We start from the raw sequence: 14,941 nt of genomic DNA on the forward strand, positions 1-14,941 counted from the left end.
CAATGATTACATTGAAAACGGATGGGAACTTAAAGATACCCTGCGCATTTCCCCGCTCCTGGAACAGGCCTGGGTAGCTTACATCCATGTGTCCGGTGGTGTTTACGGATCCACAGAGCTGACCATCCCGTCCATGTATACACCCCAGGGGTGTTTTATACATATGGCTGAGGCGGTTAAGCAGGTGGTCAATGTGCCTGTGATCACCGTAGGACGGATCAAGGACCCGGCCATGGCCAATGCCGCCATCAGGGATGGAAAAGCAGATATGGTGGCATTAGGACGCTCCATTATCGCAGATCCGGAATATCCGAATAAGGCCAAAGCCGGAAATGCCTCACTTATCCGGCCCTGTGTGGGCTGCTGCCTGGGGTGTATCCATGCCGTGCTTGCCAAGGAACCCGGTTCCTGTGTGGTCAATCCCGATGTGGGCCGGGAATATAAACTGGCCGGAGAAAAGAGGCCGGAAAAAAGCCGGAAAATCCTTGTGGCCGGGGCCGGACCTTCCGGGCTTGCTGCCGCAAGGATGTTTGCCCAAAGCGGGCATCAGGTGAAAATATATGAAAAAGGTCCGGGCCAGGGCGGACTTCTGGCCCTGGCTGCCACAGCACCCGGCAGGGGGGAGCTGGGCGATATTTTACGCTTTTTCAGAAACGAACTTGAGCGCCTCAATGTAGCCGTGAATTACAATACCCCGTTGTCTTCCGAGCTTCTGGCCTCCTTTGACCCTGATCATGTGATTCTGGCCACGGGCTCCATGCCGGATATGCCCGTGATCAAAGGGCTGTTTAAAAGCAAGATGGCGCTGATCACCAGTGTGGATGTATTCACCGGTGCACAGCCTCCTGGTGACAGGGTGATTGTGCTCGGCGGCGGCTTCACCGGGCTGATCACGGCCCATAAACTGGGTGACCAGGGAAAAGAGGTGGTGGTCCTGAACCGCAAAAAAAGTTTTGCCGAAGAGATGTCCTCCAATGACCGGTATTATTTGCGGGAACGCCTGAAGGCCTGCGGGGTCACTTTATATAAAACGGTGACAATTAAATCCTTTACCGATGACGGCGTAATCTTTACCTCCAGGGGCGAACCCGTGACCCTTGAGGGATTTGATACGGTTGTCATTTCGGAAAAACACCAGCCGGTCAGGGATGCCAGGCACCTGGAAAAACAAAGCCGGGCTAAATTCCATATGATCGGAGATGCCAAAACACCCAGACATTTAATGTTTTGCGTTGCTGAAGCCGAAGAAGCCGGCCGGTCCATATAAAGGGCCATGGAAACAATAAAATCCACAATATGGTTCATTTTTTTACCCGTCTTCTTCGCTGCATCAATGGGCACATATTTCATATGCGCCCATTGATGCGCCTTTGTTTTTCATGGAAGGCCGGGCTTAGACAGTAAACCGGCCAACCATTTTGCTCAGTTCGCTGGCCAGTTCAGACAGCTTGGTTGCACTGGATTTCACTTGGAGCCCACCGGAACGGACATCATCCGTAGCTTGATTCACCAAATTAATATCCACATTAACCTCACCGACAACAGCCGACACCTGGTTCACATTTTCATTCACCTCGTTGATTCCGGCAGCCGCCTGACTCACGTTGCTGGCAATCTCCTGGGTGGTGGCGGACTGCTCTTCTATGGCCGCAGACACGCTGGTGACGATTTCATTGATCTCATTGATAATGGCCACAATGGAGCTGATGGCTTCCACCGATTCCCGGGTGGTGGACTGGATACCTGATATCCGGGAGCTGATCTCGCTGGTGGCCTGAGCCGTCTGCTGGGCTAGTGCCTTGATCTCACCGGCCACAACGGCAAATCCCTTGCCGGCCTCGCCAGCCCTTGCCGCCTCAATGGTGGCGTTCAGGGCCAGCAGATTCGTCTGCTCGGAAATATCGGCAATGGTTTCCGTAACTTTGCTGATTTCAAGCGCAGCCCGGCCGAGATCGTCGACTTTGCCGGATACCTGCTCTGCCGTGTCAACGGCCCGGGCTGTTGTTTCGCCGCCCTTGGCCGTGTTCCTGGCGATTTCGCTGATGGTGGCAGACATTTCCTCGACTGCGGTAACAATGGTCTGAATATTGGTCGTGGCCTGTTCCGTAGCCGCTGCCACTGAATTCATGCTCGTACTCATCTCTTCCGATGCGGCAGCCACATTATTGGATCTCTCCGCAGTCTGCTCGACGTTGGAAGCCATCTGCTCGGATACAGCAGACAGATCCTCGGAAGAGGACTCAAGAACCACCACCCCATTGGCAATCTCCTTAATCATCTTTGAAAGGTTCTGGGACATATTTTTCATGCTGCGATAGACGCCCCGGTTCTTAGCATTGTCCTCATCAAATTTGAACACAAGATTGCCGGCGGCTATACTTTCAGCGATTTTTGAAATTTCATGGGGATCAGTGCCAAGCTGTGCCATAACCCCCTTGGTGACAAAAGTAACGATCAGAATGCCGGATATCAGGGCAAGCACGCTGACGATTGAGATAACAGTGACAGACTTCTGGTTAAATGATTGAAGCTGGGGCCCGATTTTATCCTGGACCTCTTTAATATCAAGCTTAAGCTTTTCAACTTTATCAGCCACTTCCGAACCGATCCGGTCCATGGTATTATCAATAATATCATTCCGTTTAAAAATAGTGACAACCAGATCATCAAACGCCTTGAGGTAAATTTTCTCTGCATTCTGAACAAGGGCCAGTTTTTCCCTGCGCCCGGGATTGTCCAGTTCCCTGTCCAGAACGTCCAAGGCCTTTCTCATGTCACTGAATTCCCTATGAACCCGGTCCACGGCGGTCCGGTCATTCGTATCCAGGAATTTTGCCATATAAAGACGGGCCAGCAGAAGGTTTCTCATGGTTATTCCGGCATAATAGGCTGCAGTCACATCTCCGTCACTATTGGCCGAAATCATGATCTGAGTCAGTGATTGTTCCATGACCGGACCGTTAACGTTCAAGACTTCGTTAACCAATTGGTTCCGCCTTGATTTGCAGGCAGTGAGGTCTTCAAATCCTTTTTCGTAACCCGTGAGCAGTGTTTCAATTTCATCAACCATTTCGGCCTGGTTGGGATCCTTTATATCCGCCTGGGCCTGGGCCTGAAATTTGGACATCAAGGCCCACCGGCGGTGGTAATTCTTAAGGGCCTCATCGCTTCCGGATATCAAATAATTTTCCGCATTCATTTGCACTTCAAGCATGTTCGCCTGGAGCCGTCCGGCCAGGTTGGTGTTCCTTGCCATCTGACGGTATTCCGCAAATCCTGAAGCGGCTTGTTTTAATGCGTTGAATCCCGCCCCTGCAACGATCAGCATCATGATGATTACAACGCTAAACCCGGCAATCAGTTTTGTTTTTAATGTTACATTTTTAAAATCCATTTTTTCTCCATTATTTTTTATTATGAATTATTTATTGAAATTACCTGCCATAGAAACCCCGGATTCCGGTTTTATGGCTGGCGGCGGCGGTGTTTGTTGATCATTTTTTCCAGCACCCGGCAGATGTCGGAAAAATCAGAATTCGCATATCCCAGATACCTGGGCTGAAGGGCTAAGCCCTTCATGGCCAGGTCATCCCCGTTTTCCGGCAGAACAATGATACACTTGGTGTTGAAAAGGCGGGAACGGTCTGCCATGAGCCGCTCAAGTTCTTCTTCATGGCTGATCAGGAAAATAATAATGGCCCTGCCGGATACTTTTGAGCGAAGCTGGCAAAACAACCCTTCAAAGTCAAAAGCCATAATCGGCACGGGCTTAATAAATTCGGACAAATTTTTCAACAGAGTGTCTTTCTGCGGGTTGTCCGGTTGAGAATAGATAATGATGTCCATGGGGCTGCCCTTTGTTTATTGTCGATTTGCTATAGATATAATACAAAAGGCGTGCCAAATCCGACACAACCAACAAATTACAATAATATCAACAAGATAAATAAACTAGCCCAAAAGATTTATTTTTGAAAAACAGGGGGACTTCTTATTTTTTAGTACGAATTTCCAGCTTTTTAAGACCGTCTATTCATTAACGCCTGTTTTATACGTTTTCAAAAGAGAATAAAGGCGGCTCTTGCTGATGCCGGCAAAGGCCGAGGCTTTTTCCATATTCCCTTTTGAGACTGTCATCAGGCGGGACAGATACAGCTTTTCAGTTTCACCTGCAGCATAAGTTTTCACCTGTTTAAGCGGTGCGATGGGATCAAGTAATTCCCGGGGCAGGGATAGTGTTACGCCTGTATCGTCTGGGTTGAAATTTGGGGCCGGTATGGAAGAACCCGTCTGGATCTTAAATGAGGACTGAATCTGGTGGAGCCGGATATGGGGAGGCAGGAAATTGGGATAAATCATGCTCGAATCCACATTTGCAAGGATCGCCTGTTCCAGACTGCTGATCAGTTCCCTGGTGTTGCCTGGCCAGTCATACGATTCAAGCGCGTCAAGGAATTCAGGTCCGAATCCCTTTGTTTCCAGACCGTGATGAGTACACAGGGAATGGATATAATGAAGTGACAGAGGCTTTATGTCTTCAGGGCACTCTTTCAGGGACGGCAGTCGGATGTGGATGGTCCTGATCCGGAACAACAGATCGCTCCTGAATTCATTATTCTCCGCCATCAGGTCAAGGTCCCTGTTGGTTGCCGATATCAGTCTGAAATTGCTGCTGATCTCGTCTGTTCCTCCAACGGGTTTGAATCTTCGCTCCTGCAGGACCCGTAAAAATTTTTTTTGAATGGACAAAGGCAATTCTCCGATTTCATCCAGGAACAAAGTGCCGTCATCGGCCTTTTTGACCAGTCCTTCCCTTGCGGCATCAGCACCGGTATAAGCGCCTTTTACATTTCCGAACAAAACAGACTCGACCAGCTGCTCGGGCAGGGCGGCGCAGTCAACCACAATAAAATTGTGCTTTTTCTGACGGCTGCTTTGGTGAATGGTGCCGGCAAACAGCTCCTTGCCGGTTCCGGTGGGCCCGGTAATCAGGACATTGGCATCACTTCCGGCGCATTGTATCGCCTGATAAAGACATGCGGTCAGCTTTGGGCTGGTCCCGATAATATTACTGCGGTCAAAAACAGAATCAGGGGCGGGAGTGAATATCTGTTTTGATGCCCTGAATTCAAGGGCCCGTTCAACACTGAGAATGATTTTTTCCAGGGAAAACGGTTTGAGAATATAATCCCAGGCTTCATGTTCTATTGCCATTTTCGCCCCGGCAGCATCCCCTTCACCGGTGATGATTATGACTTCAGGATCGGATACGGCTCTCCTGATATCGGGAAGTGCATCAAGACCGCTGCCGTCCGGCAGGTTGACATCAAGCAGAACAAGATCAAATTTGCCGGTTGATATTATGGAAAGGCACTCGGACAGCATTTCGGCAACCATGAGCGAATGATCAAGGGGGGTTAAACTCTCAATCAGCAGGGTCCTGATCAGGGGATCGTCGTCAACGATCAATATGTTGGCCATCAGTCAACTCCCATTTTTTAATTTTGATCCAGCAGTTCCCTGATCTTAAAAGCAAGGTGGCGCTGAAGAAAAGGCTTATTGAGGTAGCCGCGAATTCCCTTGGCCTCAGCCCGCTCCGGGTTGATCGTTTCACTATATCCTGTCGCAAGGATTATGGGTATTTCCGGCCTGATCTCAAGTATTTTACCAGCCAGGACATCACCCGTCATATCCGGCATGGTCATGTCCGTTATGACCAGATCAAATCCATCCGGATTCTTTTGGAAAAGTTCCAGAGCCGTCGGGCTATTTGATACGCCTGTGACGGTATAACCGAAAGCCTCAAGCTGCATCTGATTCACCGCCACCAAAATCGGATCGTCATCCACAAAAAGGATCCGTTCGTTGCCCGTCGGAAGGGCGGTCAAAATTTCTTCGGGGCCTTCTTTTTCCAGGGGCGCCACCGGAAAAAAAAGTTGGAACATGGTCTTTGTCCCCGGATCACTTTCCACGGTTATTCCCCCTTTAAGACCGGCTACGATGCCGTGAACAACAGCAAGCCCGAGGCCTGTTCCCTCTCCCTTTGGCCGGGTTGTATAGTAGGGTTCAAAAATCCTGTGCAGGGTATCTTTTGGAATGCCGCATCCGGTGTCGCTGACCTGTATTCTGATATACTGGCCCGGTTTCAGATAAACCAGACCGATCGCATCGGGCTGGTTAAGTTCCACCTGTTTAAGGGAAACATCCAGAGTACCGCCGGTCTGTTTCATGGCATGAAAGGCATTGGTGCAGATATTCATAATCACTTGATGAATCTGGGTGGGGTCTGCCAGGATCATGTCGCAATCCAGGGCGATATCCTGTGTGATTTTAATTGTGCTGGGAAAGGACGAGCGCAAAAACTTCAGCACTTCTTTTGCGATAATCTGGACGTTAAGGGGTTTAAGTTCCCGGGTCTCCTTCCGGCAGAACATAAGAATCTGTGACGCCAAATCCTTGGCCCGGCTGCTTGCCGCCAGGACTTGCTCAAGCTTTCCACAGGTTTCACGGTCATTTTTAATATGGAGCATGGCAAGCTGGGTATATCCGATGATCACAGAAAGGATATTGTTGAAATCATGGGCAATTCCGCCGGCCAGGGTCCCGATGGATTCCAGTTTATGGGCCTGCTGAAGTTGATCTTCAAGCATCTTTCTCTCCTTTTCAGAGGCCTTGCGCGCGCTGATATCCCTGATGATGGCAATCAAACAGCTTTCTTCACCAATGGTTGCGGCATCCGAAGATACGGACACGTCAAATATTTCCCCGCAGGCCCTTATTGCCCTGCCTTCGAAATCCCTCACCGGCTTTTGGCTGCCCTTCAAATCAAACATCACATCTTTAATTCGACTGTCCGCAAACAGGTGGAGTTCATCGAATTCCCTGCCAACGCATTTTTCTTTTGGATAGCCAAACATGATTTCAAAGGATGGATTCAGGTCGATCATACATCTGTCGGACAATCGGATAAGGCATGTGGCATCCGGGCTTGACAGGAACAGTTTTGAAAAACGCTCTTTTTCGGCCTTCAACTGTTTTGTCTGAATATCGACAATCTGCTCAAGGGATTCCATATTTTTCCGGATGAGCAGACTGTTTTTTATTCGTACAATCACTTCGGCAAATGAAAAGGGTTTGGTGATAAAATCAGAACAACCGGCCTTGAAGGCATCTTCTTTGTCCTGCAGGTCCGGGAGCATGGCTGTTATGATAACCGGGATCGCTTCTGATATTTTTTCCCTCTTCAAAGACCGGCAGATCTTTATCCCGCTGCGTATTGACCGTTCGATATCAATCAGTACCAGATCCGGTCCGGCATGGTTAACCAATGCGGATATATCATCCTTGGGTGATGCATGGAAAAGGCAATACCCCTGACCGGACAAAATTTCAGCCAGAAGCCCGGATTTCCGGTTATCTGATATGATAAAAATGGATTGATCGGTCCGTGTCATCTCTTTGGGGTAAGGTTTTCACACATAAATTGACCGAATAGGCGATCTTTTTTCAATGTGTGCCGGGTAAACCAGTCTATGAGGAATTTTATTATCTCTTTTTCGGTTTCCCTGGACAGCCTGTAATAGTTTATTCTGTCGTTCAGACTGCTGAGAAGATCGCGGTGAAGATGTTTATGCTCCCCAAGGCCGGGAAAACCGGTTTTCATCATTAAATTTTCTTCACTCGTAAAATGAAACCCGGCATAAAGGCACAGCTCCTCAAGAAGCCGGTGTTTATAAGCGGAATCGTCGGATATTTTCAGCTCATCAATGAGCCGGTTGATCAGGAAGACAAAATACTCATGCTGCAGATCAACGTCACCAATGCCGATTTTGAAATCGCTTGTCCAGGTGATTTTTTGAGTCTGATCCATCGGTTTATTTCCACCCCCCGGCAAAATCCCTAATCAAGCGGGATATAAATTGTCTGATTTTGCTCCACAAGAACAACATAGGTTGAGTATAGCAAAAACATCCTAGGAGTTACAGGCAGGAAATTCCTTTTTTACAAGCAGGGATGTGCGTAACCCTCCCAATTAGACCCGAGATTCAGTTTTCCAACCACAGATTCTTTTTCATGCGGGCGTGTAAGACGCGTACAATTTCAATACATTCAGTTAATTCCCGATAATAGACGATATAGTCTGAAAAATTTTTAACAGGAAAAAATTTAACGTCCTTTAATTTAGGGTGTGTTGTCCAATAAGAAACCCCGATGCTTGGCATCTCAGCGAGTAACTCAAAGGTTGCTTCAGCGGCTTGAAAAGTTCTATCAGCAGCTTTAGGGTTATCTCGTGCAATATAGATCCATATATTGATCAAATCATCTTCAGCGGCTGGTGTTATGAATATATTGGGCATTATTAACCCTGTTTTTTTTGAAGCAGGGAATTAGCTTTCTTTTTGATATTTTTCATGTCAAGCGGCAAAGAATCACCGCTGTTGACACCTTCTAATAAAAGCTGATCAATTTTTTCATGGTCATGCCTTATAAGGTCACGTAAGTAATCGCTGGCGCTTTGGTATTCACCCGTGCGGACACGGGATTCGATGAAGGCTCTAAGCTCATCAGGCATTGATACATTCAGTGTTGCCATATCGGGTCTCCTTTAATAAGTTTTTTTAAATATAACACCAATGGCAATTTTTGCCAATACTGAACTATCTGATACACAGTAGGAGACATAGCCTTCATCTCCCAAACACTATTCAAAAAAAATTTTTATGTCCTCTAACATCATGTAAATACAAGGCGCAAGCCCCCCGCAGGTGGTTAATGTTGTCAGGATAATGGGCCTGAACCGCTGTATCCCGGCGGCCGTCACTGCGTCCCTCACAGGCATGCCGCCGCGCACCAGGCGGTTGGCAAAATCAATGAGCACCAAAGCGTCATTGACCACCACGCCTGCCATGGCCACAATGCCGAACAGGCTCAGAATGGACATGGAATACCCTATGATAATATGGCCGGCCACGGCCCCGATGATGCCGAATGAAATGCAGATCATAATGATCAAGGGCTGAAAATAACTTTTAAAGGAAATGGCCAGCAGGGCAAACACACAGAATAGCGACAGGCCCAGGCCTTTGAACAGCGCGGTCATACTCTCCTTGAGATGAGCCTGCTTACCCTTTAATCCGTAGGACAGGCCCGGATACCGGCCCACAGAGGATGACACAAGTTAATTTCCAAGGTAAATGATCCCTTCTTTCTCAGCAGCAATGGTCAATTGTTTATCAAAACTGAGAAGCACAACCTCGGGCAGTTCTGATTGAATTGTTTTAACCGCCGCCAAATGCCAGAGATCCGCGCCTTTTAGAACATATTGTGACGACAACCCGCAAACAATAGTCCGATCCGGTTGTGTGTTGATTTTGCGTATGGCACTTCTTTCAAAAGAGTCAACAGCGGATTCATATAAGATATCCATCAACACTTTTTCATGGTTCATCCTTTTCAAAACAGCATAGGTTTCGGCAATGCCAAGGGTGGAAGTAAAGTGAATTCCTTTTTGTTTTTCAATCTCTATTGCTTTTGCGCTGTGTATGTCTTCAACAAGGAGCGACAGGATGGCTGATGCGTCCCAATATAATATTATCATCACCGTGCCACTCTGTCTTCCAGAAGATATGCCTGGGCAGTTTTACCGCCTTTAATGGGAATGGGCGGCTTCATTTTTGCTGCTTTTTTTTCAGCTTCCAGAATTCCGGAATCTTCAAGTTTTTTTATGCGGTCTTTTAATGGGATGTCATCCTTTGCTATGGGAACAATTTTTCCGATGGGCTGGCCACGTTCCGTTACAATTATTTCCCTGCCTTGCTTGACCATCCTCAGGTATTTGCTCAGGTGTATTTTGGCCTCCCTGATTCCAATTTGATCCGTCATAACCGCGCCTCCAACGTTATCTTTAAATTTCAAGGGCTTACCTTTGTGGCCATTGTAGTCTCTTCTGATAATTCTGTCAAATGTAGTTTTGAAAAAACAAAATGCTGACGCATGAATAAAAAAAGAGAGGGGCTAGGCTTTTGGATAGTCGCAAGCTGGCTTTTCTCCGTTTCGATATCGCCATCATAAATCAGCATTCCGGACTGGGTTGAACCGGAAATTTTTTAAAAATAACAGGTGCCGTTTAAGAATTCATCCCTATAGGTTCGTGATGATTTTATTTCAATCGGGGTAAAGGGAAAAGAGTCAAAATAGCCGTCTTTCCTGCCAGGGATTGTGTGATTGCCTGTTTTAACTGCAAGGGAATGCAAGCCGGCACATCCGGGATACATTTAAATTGAGGCTTTACCTTAAGATATTTCGAAGTTATAATTTGAGATATCTTAAAAAAGGAGATTGAAATGTGGGTTAACCGAAGCCTGTCCGCAAATTTAGTTAAAGCTGTTAAATCAAGACCGGCGATACTTTTGACCGGTGCAAGACAGACCGGAAAAAGTTCATTGCTTAAAAAGCTGTTTCCGGAAACGGAGTACATCACCTTTGATCATTTACGGGAGGTTGAGGCTGCCAAAGAATCTCCGGAATTTTTTTTAAGCAGGTTCGAAGACCCGGTAATCCTGGATGAAATACAATATGTTCCCGAAGTATTCAGGGAACTGAAACTCGTAATTGATCAGGACAGAAGCAGTTACGGCAGGTGGATCATGACCGGAAGCCAGCAGTTTGCCTTGATGGAACAGGTTAGTGAAAGTCTTGCCGGAAGGATTGTTCTCCTACATCTTGAAACCCTTGGGGCCGAAGAATTGCGAAATAAAAAACACCTGAATTTTAACGATTATCTTTGGAAAGGCGGATATCCTGAGCTTTGGTCCAATCCCGCCCTGGATGTCGGGGACTTTTTTGAAAGCTATATCCGAACCTATATTGAAAGAGATCTTAAAACTATTATTGATGTGAAAAATCTGAACGATTTCAGGAAGTTTATTCGTATTACCGCGTCCAGAGCCGGACAGTTGCTCAACTACAAAGGGCTGTCGGCCGATGTGGGTGTCTCTGATGTAACCATCAAAAAATGGGTCCATGCCCTTGAAATCAGCGGACTTGTATATCTTCTTCCACCTTATTACGCAAATATCGGAAAGAGGCTTATTAAATCCCCCAAGGTTTACTTTGCCGATCACGGCCTCCTTTGTTATCTGCTAGGAATTGAAAATGAATCAGACTGGTTTGCCCATGCATATAAAGGAAATTTATGGGAAAATCTGGTGATGATGGAGCTGATAAAAACCTTTGGATTAAGGCCTGGAGTCGATCTGTTTTTTTACAGGGACCAGAATGGTGTTGAAATTGATTTTGTGGTTGAAAAAAAAGGCGAACTGTCCCTTATTGAGGCAAAAGCCGGGGAGAGTATCCATCCTGGAAAACTTAACTTTGAAAAGGTTGCCCCCCTTTTTCAAAACAGATTCAGGATAGAACACATTCTGGCTTTAAATATAAAACAAACCAGGCCGCTTAAGAAAAAAGATTATATCTGCCTGAATCCGGTTTATTCCAGGATACCTGTTACCGGTTGAATATTATTTGTGACAATTCCGCCGTGAGCACTCTGGAAAAAAAAGGGAGGGCAGGATATCCTGCTTCATGTCCCGGATAATATTTTCGGCCATGGACTGGGGCGTCACATTGGCCGCAACCTTAATTTCCCGCCGGCCGTTGCTCCGGCTGATTTCGGTATAGGCCCTTCCTTTGATGATTTTAACTGCATCCCTGAGCATGATCTCTCCGTTTGGGGTATTGATCACATAATTTTCAAATGCGGTTTCACAAAGGCGCTCGTCCCTTGCCAGCCGCACTCTTACCGTGATCTCGTTTCTTCCCCGCTGAAGTTTCACCGCCTCAATCCCCTGGTACGCATGCCGGATTTTAGCGGCAATGGTCCCCGGGGTAAGCCCCATGCGAAAGCCCGCAGGAGTCAGGGTGATATCGAACTGCTGTTTTCCCCGGGCAGATCCGTCATCAATGTCCGAAATCATGGGATATTCACTACAAAAAGCAAAATCGGATTCAACCCTTGGAAACAGAGTCATGCCCATTTTTCCGGACTTCACATATCCGGCGGTGATCAGCAACAAACCAAGCCCCAGGGCAAAGACCGTATACCGCAACCTGGAATCCTCCCGGACCAGGGCCCGGGGCAGGGAAAATACATCCTCAAAGGACTGGCCTTCAATGACCGCTTCCACATGATCGTTCAGCAGCATGGCCGGACGATCTTTGGCCGGCCCCGGCCCCAGGGGGTCATCCACCCGGATAATGACGCCTGCCATGCGGCTTTGCTCGGTTACCGCCCCGGTGGTCCGCACCACACGTCACTCCCATTCCCGGCCCGCATAGAGGGAGCGGATACGGGCCGGACTGCCCTGGGTTTCATGGACCTGGATCCGGTCCAGGCGGTCCAGGGGCACCTGGACTTCCACCTGAAAGCAGGCCACGTCCACCAGGGTGGCAAGGGCGCCCTGGTCTGCGGCCATGGCACCGGCATCCACCGCTTTGGACAGTACCAGGGCATGGAGGGGGCGATTATCCGGGTACGTTCCAGGTCCAGGCGCGCGGCGTCAAGATCACTTTGGGCACTTGCCACAGCAGCCCTGACCTGTTCAAGCTGGGGTTTTCTCAACACCAGGCTGGTCTCCCGGACCCCGTTGGGAGACATGGCGGCCATGAGTTTGAGTTCTTCCCTGGCAACCTGCTGCTGGCCCTTTTCAATTTCAAAATCCGCCCAGGCCCGGGCCAATGCGCTTTGGGCCTTGTTTACGGCCAGCGTATAGTCTGCCGGATCAATCCGGACCATGGTTCGTCCCTTGGGGATCAATCCCCCCCGGACAAATTCAGGCGCCACCTGGATGACCGTTCCGGCCACCTGGGATTTAATCACCACTTCCCGGTCCGGCCGGACCGTACCCATTGCCCGGATCAGGGCTGTGGCCCGGCCGGGATTCATTTTTATGATATCCACCACCGGGGCGATTTTCGCCGCAGGTTTGCGTTTGAATTTCACTGTGTTGGATTTGTAGTACCAAAATCCGGCAACACCTAATGCTGTCAGGCACACGGGCAGAATAATTTTTACAAGGGTAACGCCAAAGGATGTCTTTGAAGGGATCTGGTTCATAACTCACCTGGTTCCGGCATGATTATCACGGGTGGGGGGCGCTTGAAAAAAAGAACCCCGCCAGCCTGTTGCTTTATAAAGTGCAATCCGTTCTTTAACATAGGTTGCCTGCTCGCTGATCAGCTGACGTTCCAAACTTTCCATGGAGGCCCAGGCAGACAGATAGTTCAGGTAACTGCTCTGGCCGTTCAGATACTGAACCCGGGCGTCCTGCAGGGTCGCTTTCACGGCGGTCAGCTGCTGCCCAAGCAATTCAATATAGGCGTTCAGAAAGGTTTGGGGAAGGTTCGGGGCGGAAACAGCCACAGAAGTCCCCGGTGTCTGGCCCAGATACAGGCCCATGGCATTCACCAGTTGTTTTTCCTCTTTTTCAAGCAAAGGCATGGCAGAAAGCACCTGGGCCAGGGCTTCCCGCTGCTGGGACACATCCAGGGCCGTGGCCCTGCCGTTGGTAAAGCGCAATTCCTGGAGCTTAAGCGTCATTCGGTTGGCTTCTATCTGCCGCGTAAGCACTGCCATGCGGGTCCGCACGGACAGGATATCCACCCAGGTACCGGCAATATCCGTGGACAGGGTCAAAGCCCCGTCCTCCAGATTCTGGCGTGCAGCCAGATATTCAAGTTCCCTTGCATTGACATTGGCACGGGTTTTTCCCCACAGATCCGGGGCATATCCAGCATCCAGGGAAGCGGAATAGGTGTGATCATGGTCCGAAATTGCTGACCGGCCTTCGGTCTTAGATCGGGAATGGGTTCGCTTGCCCCCAAGGGAGTAATCAAGAGAGGGCCAGAAATTTGATTTCTCGCTTTTCACATCTGCCAGGGCCTGGTCGGCCTTGGCTTTAAGCACTTTGAGATCATAATTGGCGCCAAGGCCTGTTTGAATCAATTTGCTCAGTTCATCAACGCCGAATCCAAGCCACCACCCACCATCCGGGTTTTCTTCACCCGTCCCGGACGTGCCGGTATTTGTCTGATGAACATAGGCATCAGGCATCTCAACGGGCATCACAGCCCCAGGATCAGGGGATATCAGATTGCAGCCGGAAATATAGAAAAACGACATCAATACAACAGAGATCAAAGCATAGCGCATCATTTCACAACCCGGTTTTTGTATCTTTGCCGGTTGGTGGCATGGGCAAGAGTGCCTGCCCGGGCCTGGGCAGGCGTTTTACACCCTACAATCCCTATTTAACATTAAAGGTCAGGGTTGATCCGGTAATGGAGGAGTCTGCCTTACCGTAAAAATCTTTCAAAGGCCCGTCCTTTTCGACTTTGCCATTGTGGGAGCAGTTGACCATCCACGGTCCCGGACACTGCACGATAAACTGGGCGTTGCCTTCCTTGATTTTTGAAAAAAGGGAGAAATGCCTTCCTTTGTCAAAGGCCGGGGTTGAGGCAGTGATATATGTATCGCTCTTTGGGGGGGTGCCCATGAACAGCACCTCGAATTCCACCAGATCTCCGGCCTTAACCCGGGAAAGGTCGGTCATGGGAATGATTTCCAGCCCCTGGTTTGTGGGCCTGGGGGTTTCCCATTTTTTCAATACCACATAGGATACGGCATTGGCCTGGTACTTCACGGCCATCAATACTTTTTTAATATCTTTGACCTGGTCTTTGGGTTTCATTTTCAGCCTGTTTTTATCTTTTGTGTCGATGAACTTGGTGTAAAAGGCGGGTTTGGACCTGGCTTCTATTTTATAGACACTCGGCATGCTCTCTTTTTTCAGGGCAATTTTCTGAAGGCCGATATCTGCACCGAACACATCGAAATTGGGGGTCTGCGTATCCGCGGTGGCAGTTTCGGCAGAAGGGATTTTCA

17 protein-coding genes are annotated in these 14,941 nt (G+C 48.6%); 2 read left to right on the forward strand and 15 right to left on the reverse strand.

The window, feature by feature from the left end:
• On the forward strand, positions 1 to 1,267 hold a 1,267-nt coding region (locus AB7U36_RS07265), incomplete at its 5' end, for an FAD-dependent oxidoreductase (protein ID WP_428159125.1).
• Positions 1,268 to 1,393: 126 nt separating this feature from the next.
• Here AB7U36_RS07265 and AB7U36_RS07270 read toward each other — a convergent pair.
• The 11 genes from AB7U36_RS07270 to AB7U36_RS07320 all read right to left on the reverse strand — a co-directional run bounded on the left by AB7U36_RS07270 (position 1,394) and on the right by AB7U36_RS07320 (position 10,079).
• On the reverse strand, positions 1,394 to 3,394 hold the full coding sequence (locus AB7U36_RS07270) for a HAMP domain-containing methyl-accepting chemotaxis protein (RefSeq protein ID WP_428159126.1): 2,001 nt from the start codon (positions 3,392 to 3,394) through the stop codon (positions 1,394 to 1,396).
• A 71-nt stretch (positions 3,395 to 3,465) separates the two neighbouring features.
• The gene (locus AB7U36_RS07275; protein ID WP_428159127.1) at positions 3,466 to 3,846 is read right to left on the reverse strand and encodes a hypothetical protein; all 381 of its coding nucleotides are present in this window, start codon (positions 3,844 to 3,846) and stop codon (positions 3,466 to 3,468) included.
• A 183-nt stretch (positions 3,847 to 4,029) separates the two neighbouring features.
• Entirely contained in the window at positions 4,030 to 5,481 is a 1,452-nt protein-coding gene (locus tag AB7U36_RS07280) for a sigma-54-dependent transcriptional regulator (RefSeq protein WP_428159128.1), read from the reverse strand.
• Between the two features lie 17 nt (positions 5,482 to 5,498).
• Positions 5,499 to 7,454 carry an ATP-binding response regulator gene (locus AB7U36_RS07285; RefSeq protein ID WP_428159129.1) on the reverse strand — a complete coding sequence of 652 codons (1,956 nt, stop codon included), beginning with the start codon at positions 7,452 to 7,454 and terminating at the stop codon, positions 5,499 to 5,501.
• Positions 7,451 to 7,870 (reverse strand): bacteriohemerythrin, encoded by a 420-nt coding sequence (locus AB7U36_RS07290; protein ID WP_428159130.1) that lies wholly within the window; start codon positions 7,868 to 7,870, stop codon positions 7,451 to 7,453. Before AB7U36_RS07290 ends, AB7U36_RS07285 begins: the two co-directional genes overlap by 4 nt.
• A 175-nt stretch (positions 7,871 to 8,045) precedes the next feature.
• Positions 8,046 to 8,357 carry a type II toxin-antitoxin system RelE/ParE family toxin gene (locus AB7U36_RS07295; protein ID WP_428159131.1) on the reverse strand — a complete coding sequence of 104 codons (312 nt, stop codon included), beginning with the start codon at positions 8,355 to 8,357 and terminating at the stop codon, positions 8,046 to 8,048.
• Between the two features lie 2 nt (positions 8,358 to 8,359).
• Positions 8,360 to 8,593: a type II toxin-antitoxin system ParD family antitoxin gene (locus AB7U36_RS07300; RefSeq protein WP_428159132.1), complete on the reverse strand. Its 234-nt coding sequence runs from the start codon at positions 8,591 to 8,593 to the stop codon at positions 8,360 to 8,362.
• Positions 8,594 to 8,701: 108 nt separating this feature from the next.
• Positions 8,702 to 9,175 carry an efflux RND transporter permease subunit gene (locus AB7U36_RS07305; protein WP_428159133.1) on the reverse strand — a complete coding sequence of 158 codons (474 nt, stop codon included), beginning with the start codon at positions 9,173 to 9,175 and terminating at the stop codon, positions 8,702 to 8,704.
• Positions 9,176 to 9,178: 3 nt separating this feature from the next.
• Positions 9,179 to 9,598, reverse strand: a complete 420-nt coding sequence (locus AB7U36_RS07310; protein WP_428159134.1) for a type II toxin-antitoxin system VapC family toxin — start codon at positions 9,596 to 9,598, stop codon at positions 9,179 to 9,181.
• Complete coding sequence (locus AB7U36_RS07315) at positions 9,598 to 9,882, reverse strand: type II toxin-antitoxin system Phd/YefM family antitoxin (protein WP_428159135.1); 285 nt, start codon at positions 9,880 to 9,882, stop codon at positions 9,598 to 9,600. The genes AB7U36_RS07310 and AB7U36_RS07315 overlap by 1 nt, the downstream gene beginning before the upstream one ends.
• Positions 9,883 to 9,911: 29 nt before the next feature.
• Entirely contained in the window at positions 9,912 to 10,079 is a 168-nt protein-coding gene (locus AB7U36_RS07320; RefSeq protein ID WP_428159136.1) for a hypothetical protein, read from the reverse strand.
• A gap of 264 nt (positions 10,080 to 10,343) precedes the next feature.
• On the opposite strand from AB7U36_RS07320, the gene AB7U36_RS07325 reads away from it, so the two are divergent.
• On the forward strand, positions 10,344 to 11,516 hold the full coding sequence (locus tag AB7U36_RS07325; RefSeq protein ID WP_428159137.1) for an ATP-binding protein: 1,173 nt from the start codon (positions 10,344 to 10,346) through the stop codon (positions 11,514 to 11,516).
• 3 nt (positions 11,517 to 11,519) lie between these two features.
• Here AB7U36_RS07325 and AB7U36_RS07330 read toward each other — a convergent pair whose 3' ends face one another.
• The 4 genes from AB7U36_RS07330 to AB7U36_RS07345 form a co-directional block, all read right to left on the reverse strand.
• A complete protein-coding gene (locus AB7U36_RS07330; RefSeq protein ID WP_428159138.1) occupies positions 11,520 to 12,308 on the reverse strand; it encodes an efflux RND transporter permease subunit in 789 nt (262 codons plus the stop codon).
• Positions 12,284 to 13,114 carry an efflux RND transporter periplasmic adaptor subunit gene (locus AB7U36_RS07335; protein WP_428159139.1) on the reverse strand — a complete coding sequence of 277 codons (831 nt, stop codon included), beginning with the start codon at positions 13,112 to 13,114 and terminating at the stop codon, positions 12,284 to 12,286. Before AB7U36_RS07335 ends, AB7U36_RS07330 begins: the two co-directional genes overlap by 25 nt.
• 3 nt (positions 13,115 to 13,117) lie before the next feature.
• Positions 13,118 to 14,212 (reverse strand): TolC family protein, encoded by a 1,095-nt coding sequence (locus AB7U36_RS07340; RefSeq protein ID WP_428159140.1) that lies wholly within the window; start codon positions 14,210 to 14,212, stop codon positions 13,118 to 13,120.
• Between the two features lie 91 nt (positions 14,213 to 14,303).
• Positions 14,304 to 14,941 (reverse strand): DUF4198 domain-containing protein (locus tag AB7U36_RS07345; RefSeq protein ID WP_428159141.1); only part of this gene is annotated, 638 nt, incomplete at its 5' end.

The sequence above is a fragment of the Desulfobacter sp. genome (genome assembly GCF_050177295.1).

Coding starts and splice junctions, on each gene's coding strand:
- AB7U36_RS07270 (WP_428159126.1), bottom strand. CDS start 3,394: ATGGATTTTAAAAATGTAACATTAAAAACAAAACTGATTGCCGGGTTT.
- AB7U36_RS07275 (WP_428159127.1), bottom strand. CDS start 3,846: ATGGACATCATTATCTATTCTCAACCGGACAACCCGCAGAAAGACACT.
- AB7U36_RS07280 (WP_428159128.1), bottom strand. CDS start 5,481: ATGGCCAACATATTGATCGTTGACGACGATCCCCTGATCAGGACCCTG.
- AB7U36_RS07285 (WP_428159129.1), bottom strand. CDS start 7,454: ATGACACGGACCGATCAATCCATTTTTATCATATCAGATAACCGGAAA.
- AB7U36_RS07290 (WP_428159130.1), bottom strand. CDS start 7,870: ATGGATCAGACTCAAAAAATCACCTGGACAAGCGATTTCAAAATCGGC.
- AB7U36_RS07295 (WP_428159131.1), bottom strand. CDS start 8,357: ATGCCCAATATATTCATAACACCAGCCGCTGAAGATGATTTGATCAAT.
- AB7U36_RS07300 (WP_428159132.1), bottom strand. CDS start 8,593: ATGGCAACACTGAATGTATCAATGCCTGATGAGCTTAGAGCCTTCATC.
- AB7U36_RS07310 (WP_428159134.1), bottom strand. CDS start 9,598: ATGATAATATTATATTGGGACGCATCAGCCATCCTGTCGCTCCTTGTT.
- AB7U36_RS07315 (WP_428159135.1), bottom strand. CDS start 9,882: ATGACGGATCAAATTGGAATCAGGGAGGCCAAAATACACCTGAGCAAA.
- AB7U36_RS07320 (WP_428159136.1), bottom strand. CDS start 10,079: ATGCTGATTTATGATGGCGATATCGAAACGGAGAAAAGCCAGCTTGCG.
- AB7U36_RS07325 (WP_428159137.1), top strand. CDS start 10,344: ATGTGGGTTAACCGAAGCCTGTCCGCAAATTTAGTTAAAGCTGTTAAA.
- AB7U36_RS07335 (WP_428159139.1), bottom strand. CDS start 13,114: ATGAACCAGATCCCTTCAAAGACATCCTTTGGCGTTACCCTTGTAAAA.
- AB7U36_RS07340 (WP_428159140.1), bottom strand. CDS start 14,212: ATGATGCGCTATGCTTTGATCTCTGTTGTATTGATGTCGTTTTTCTAT.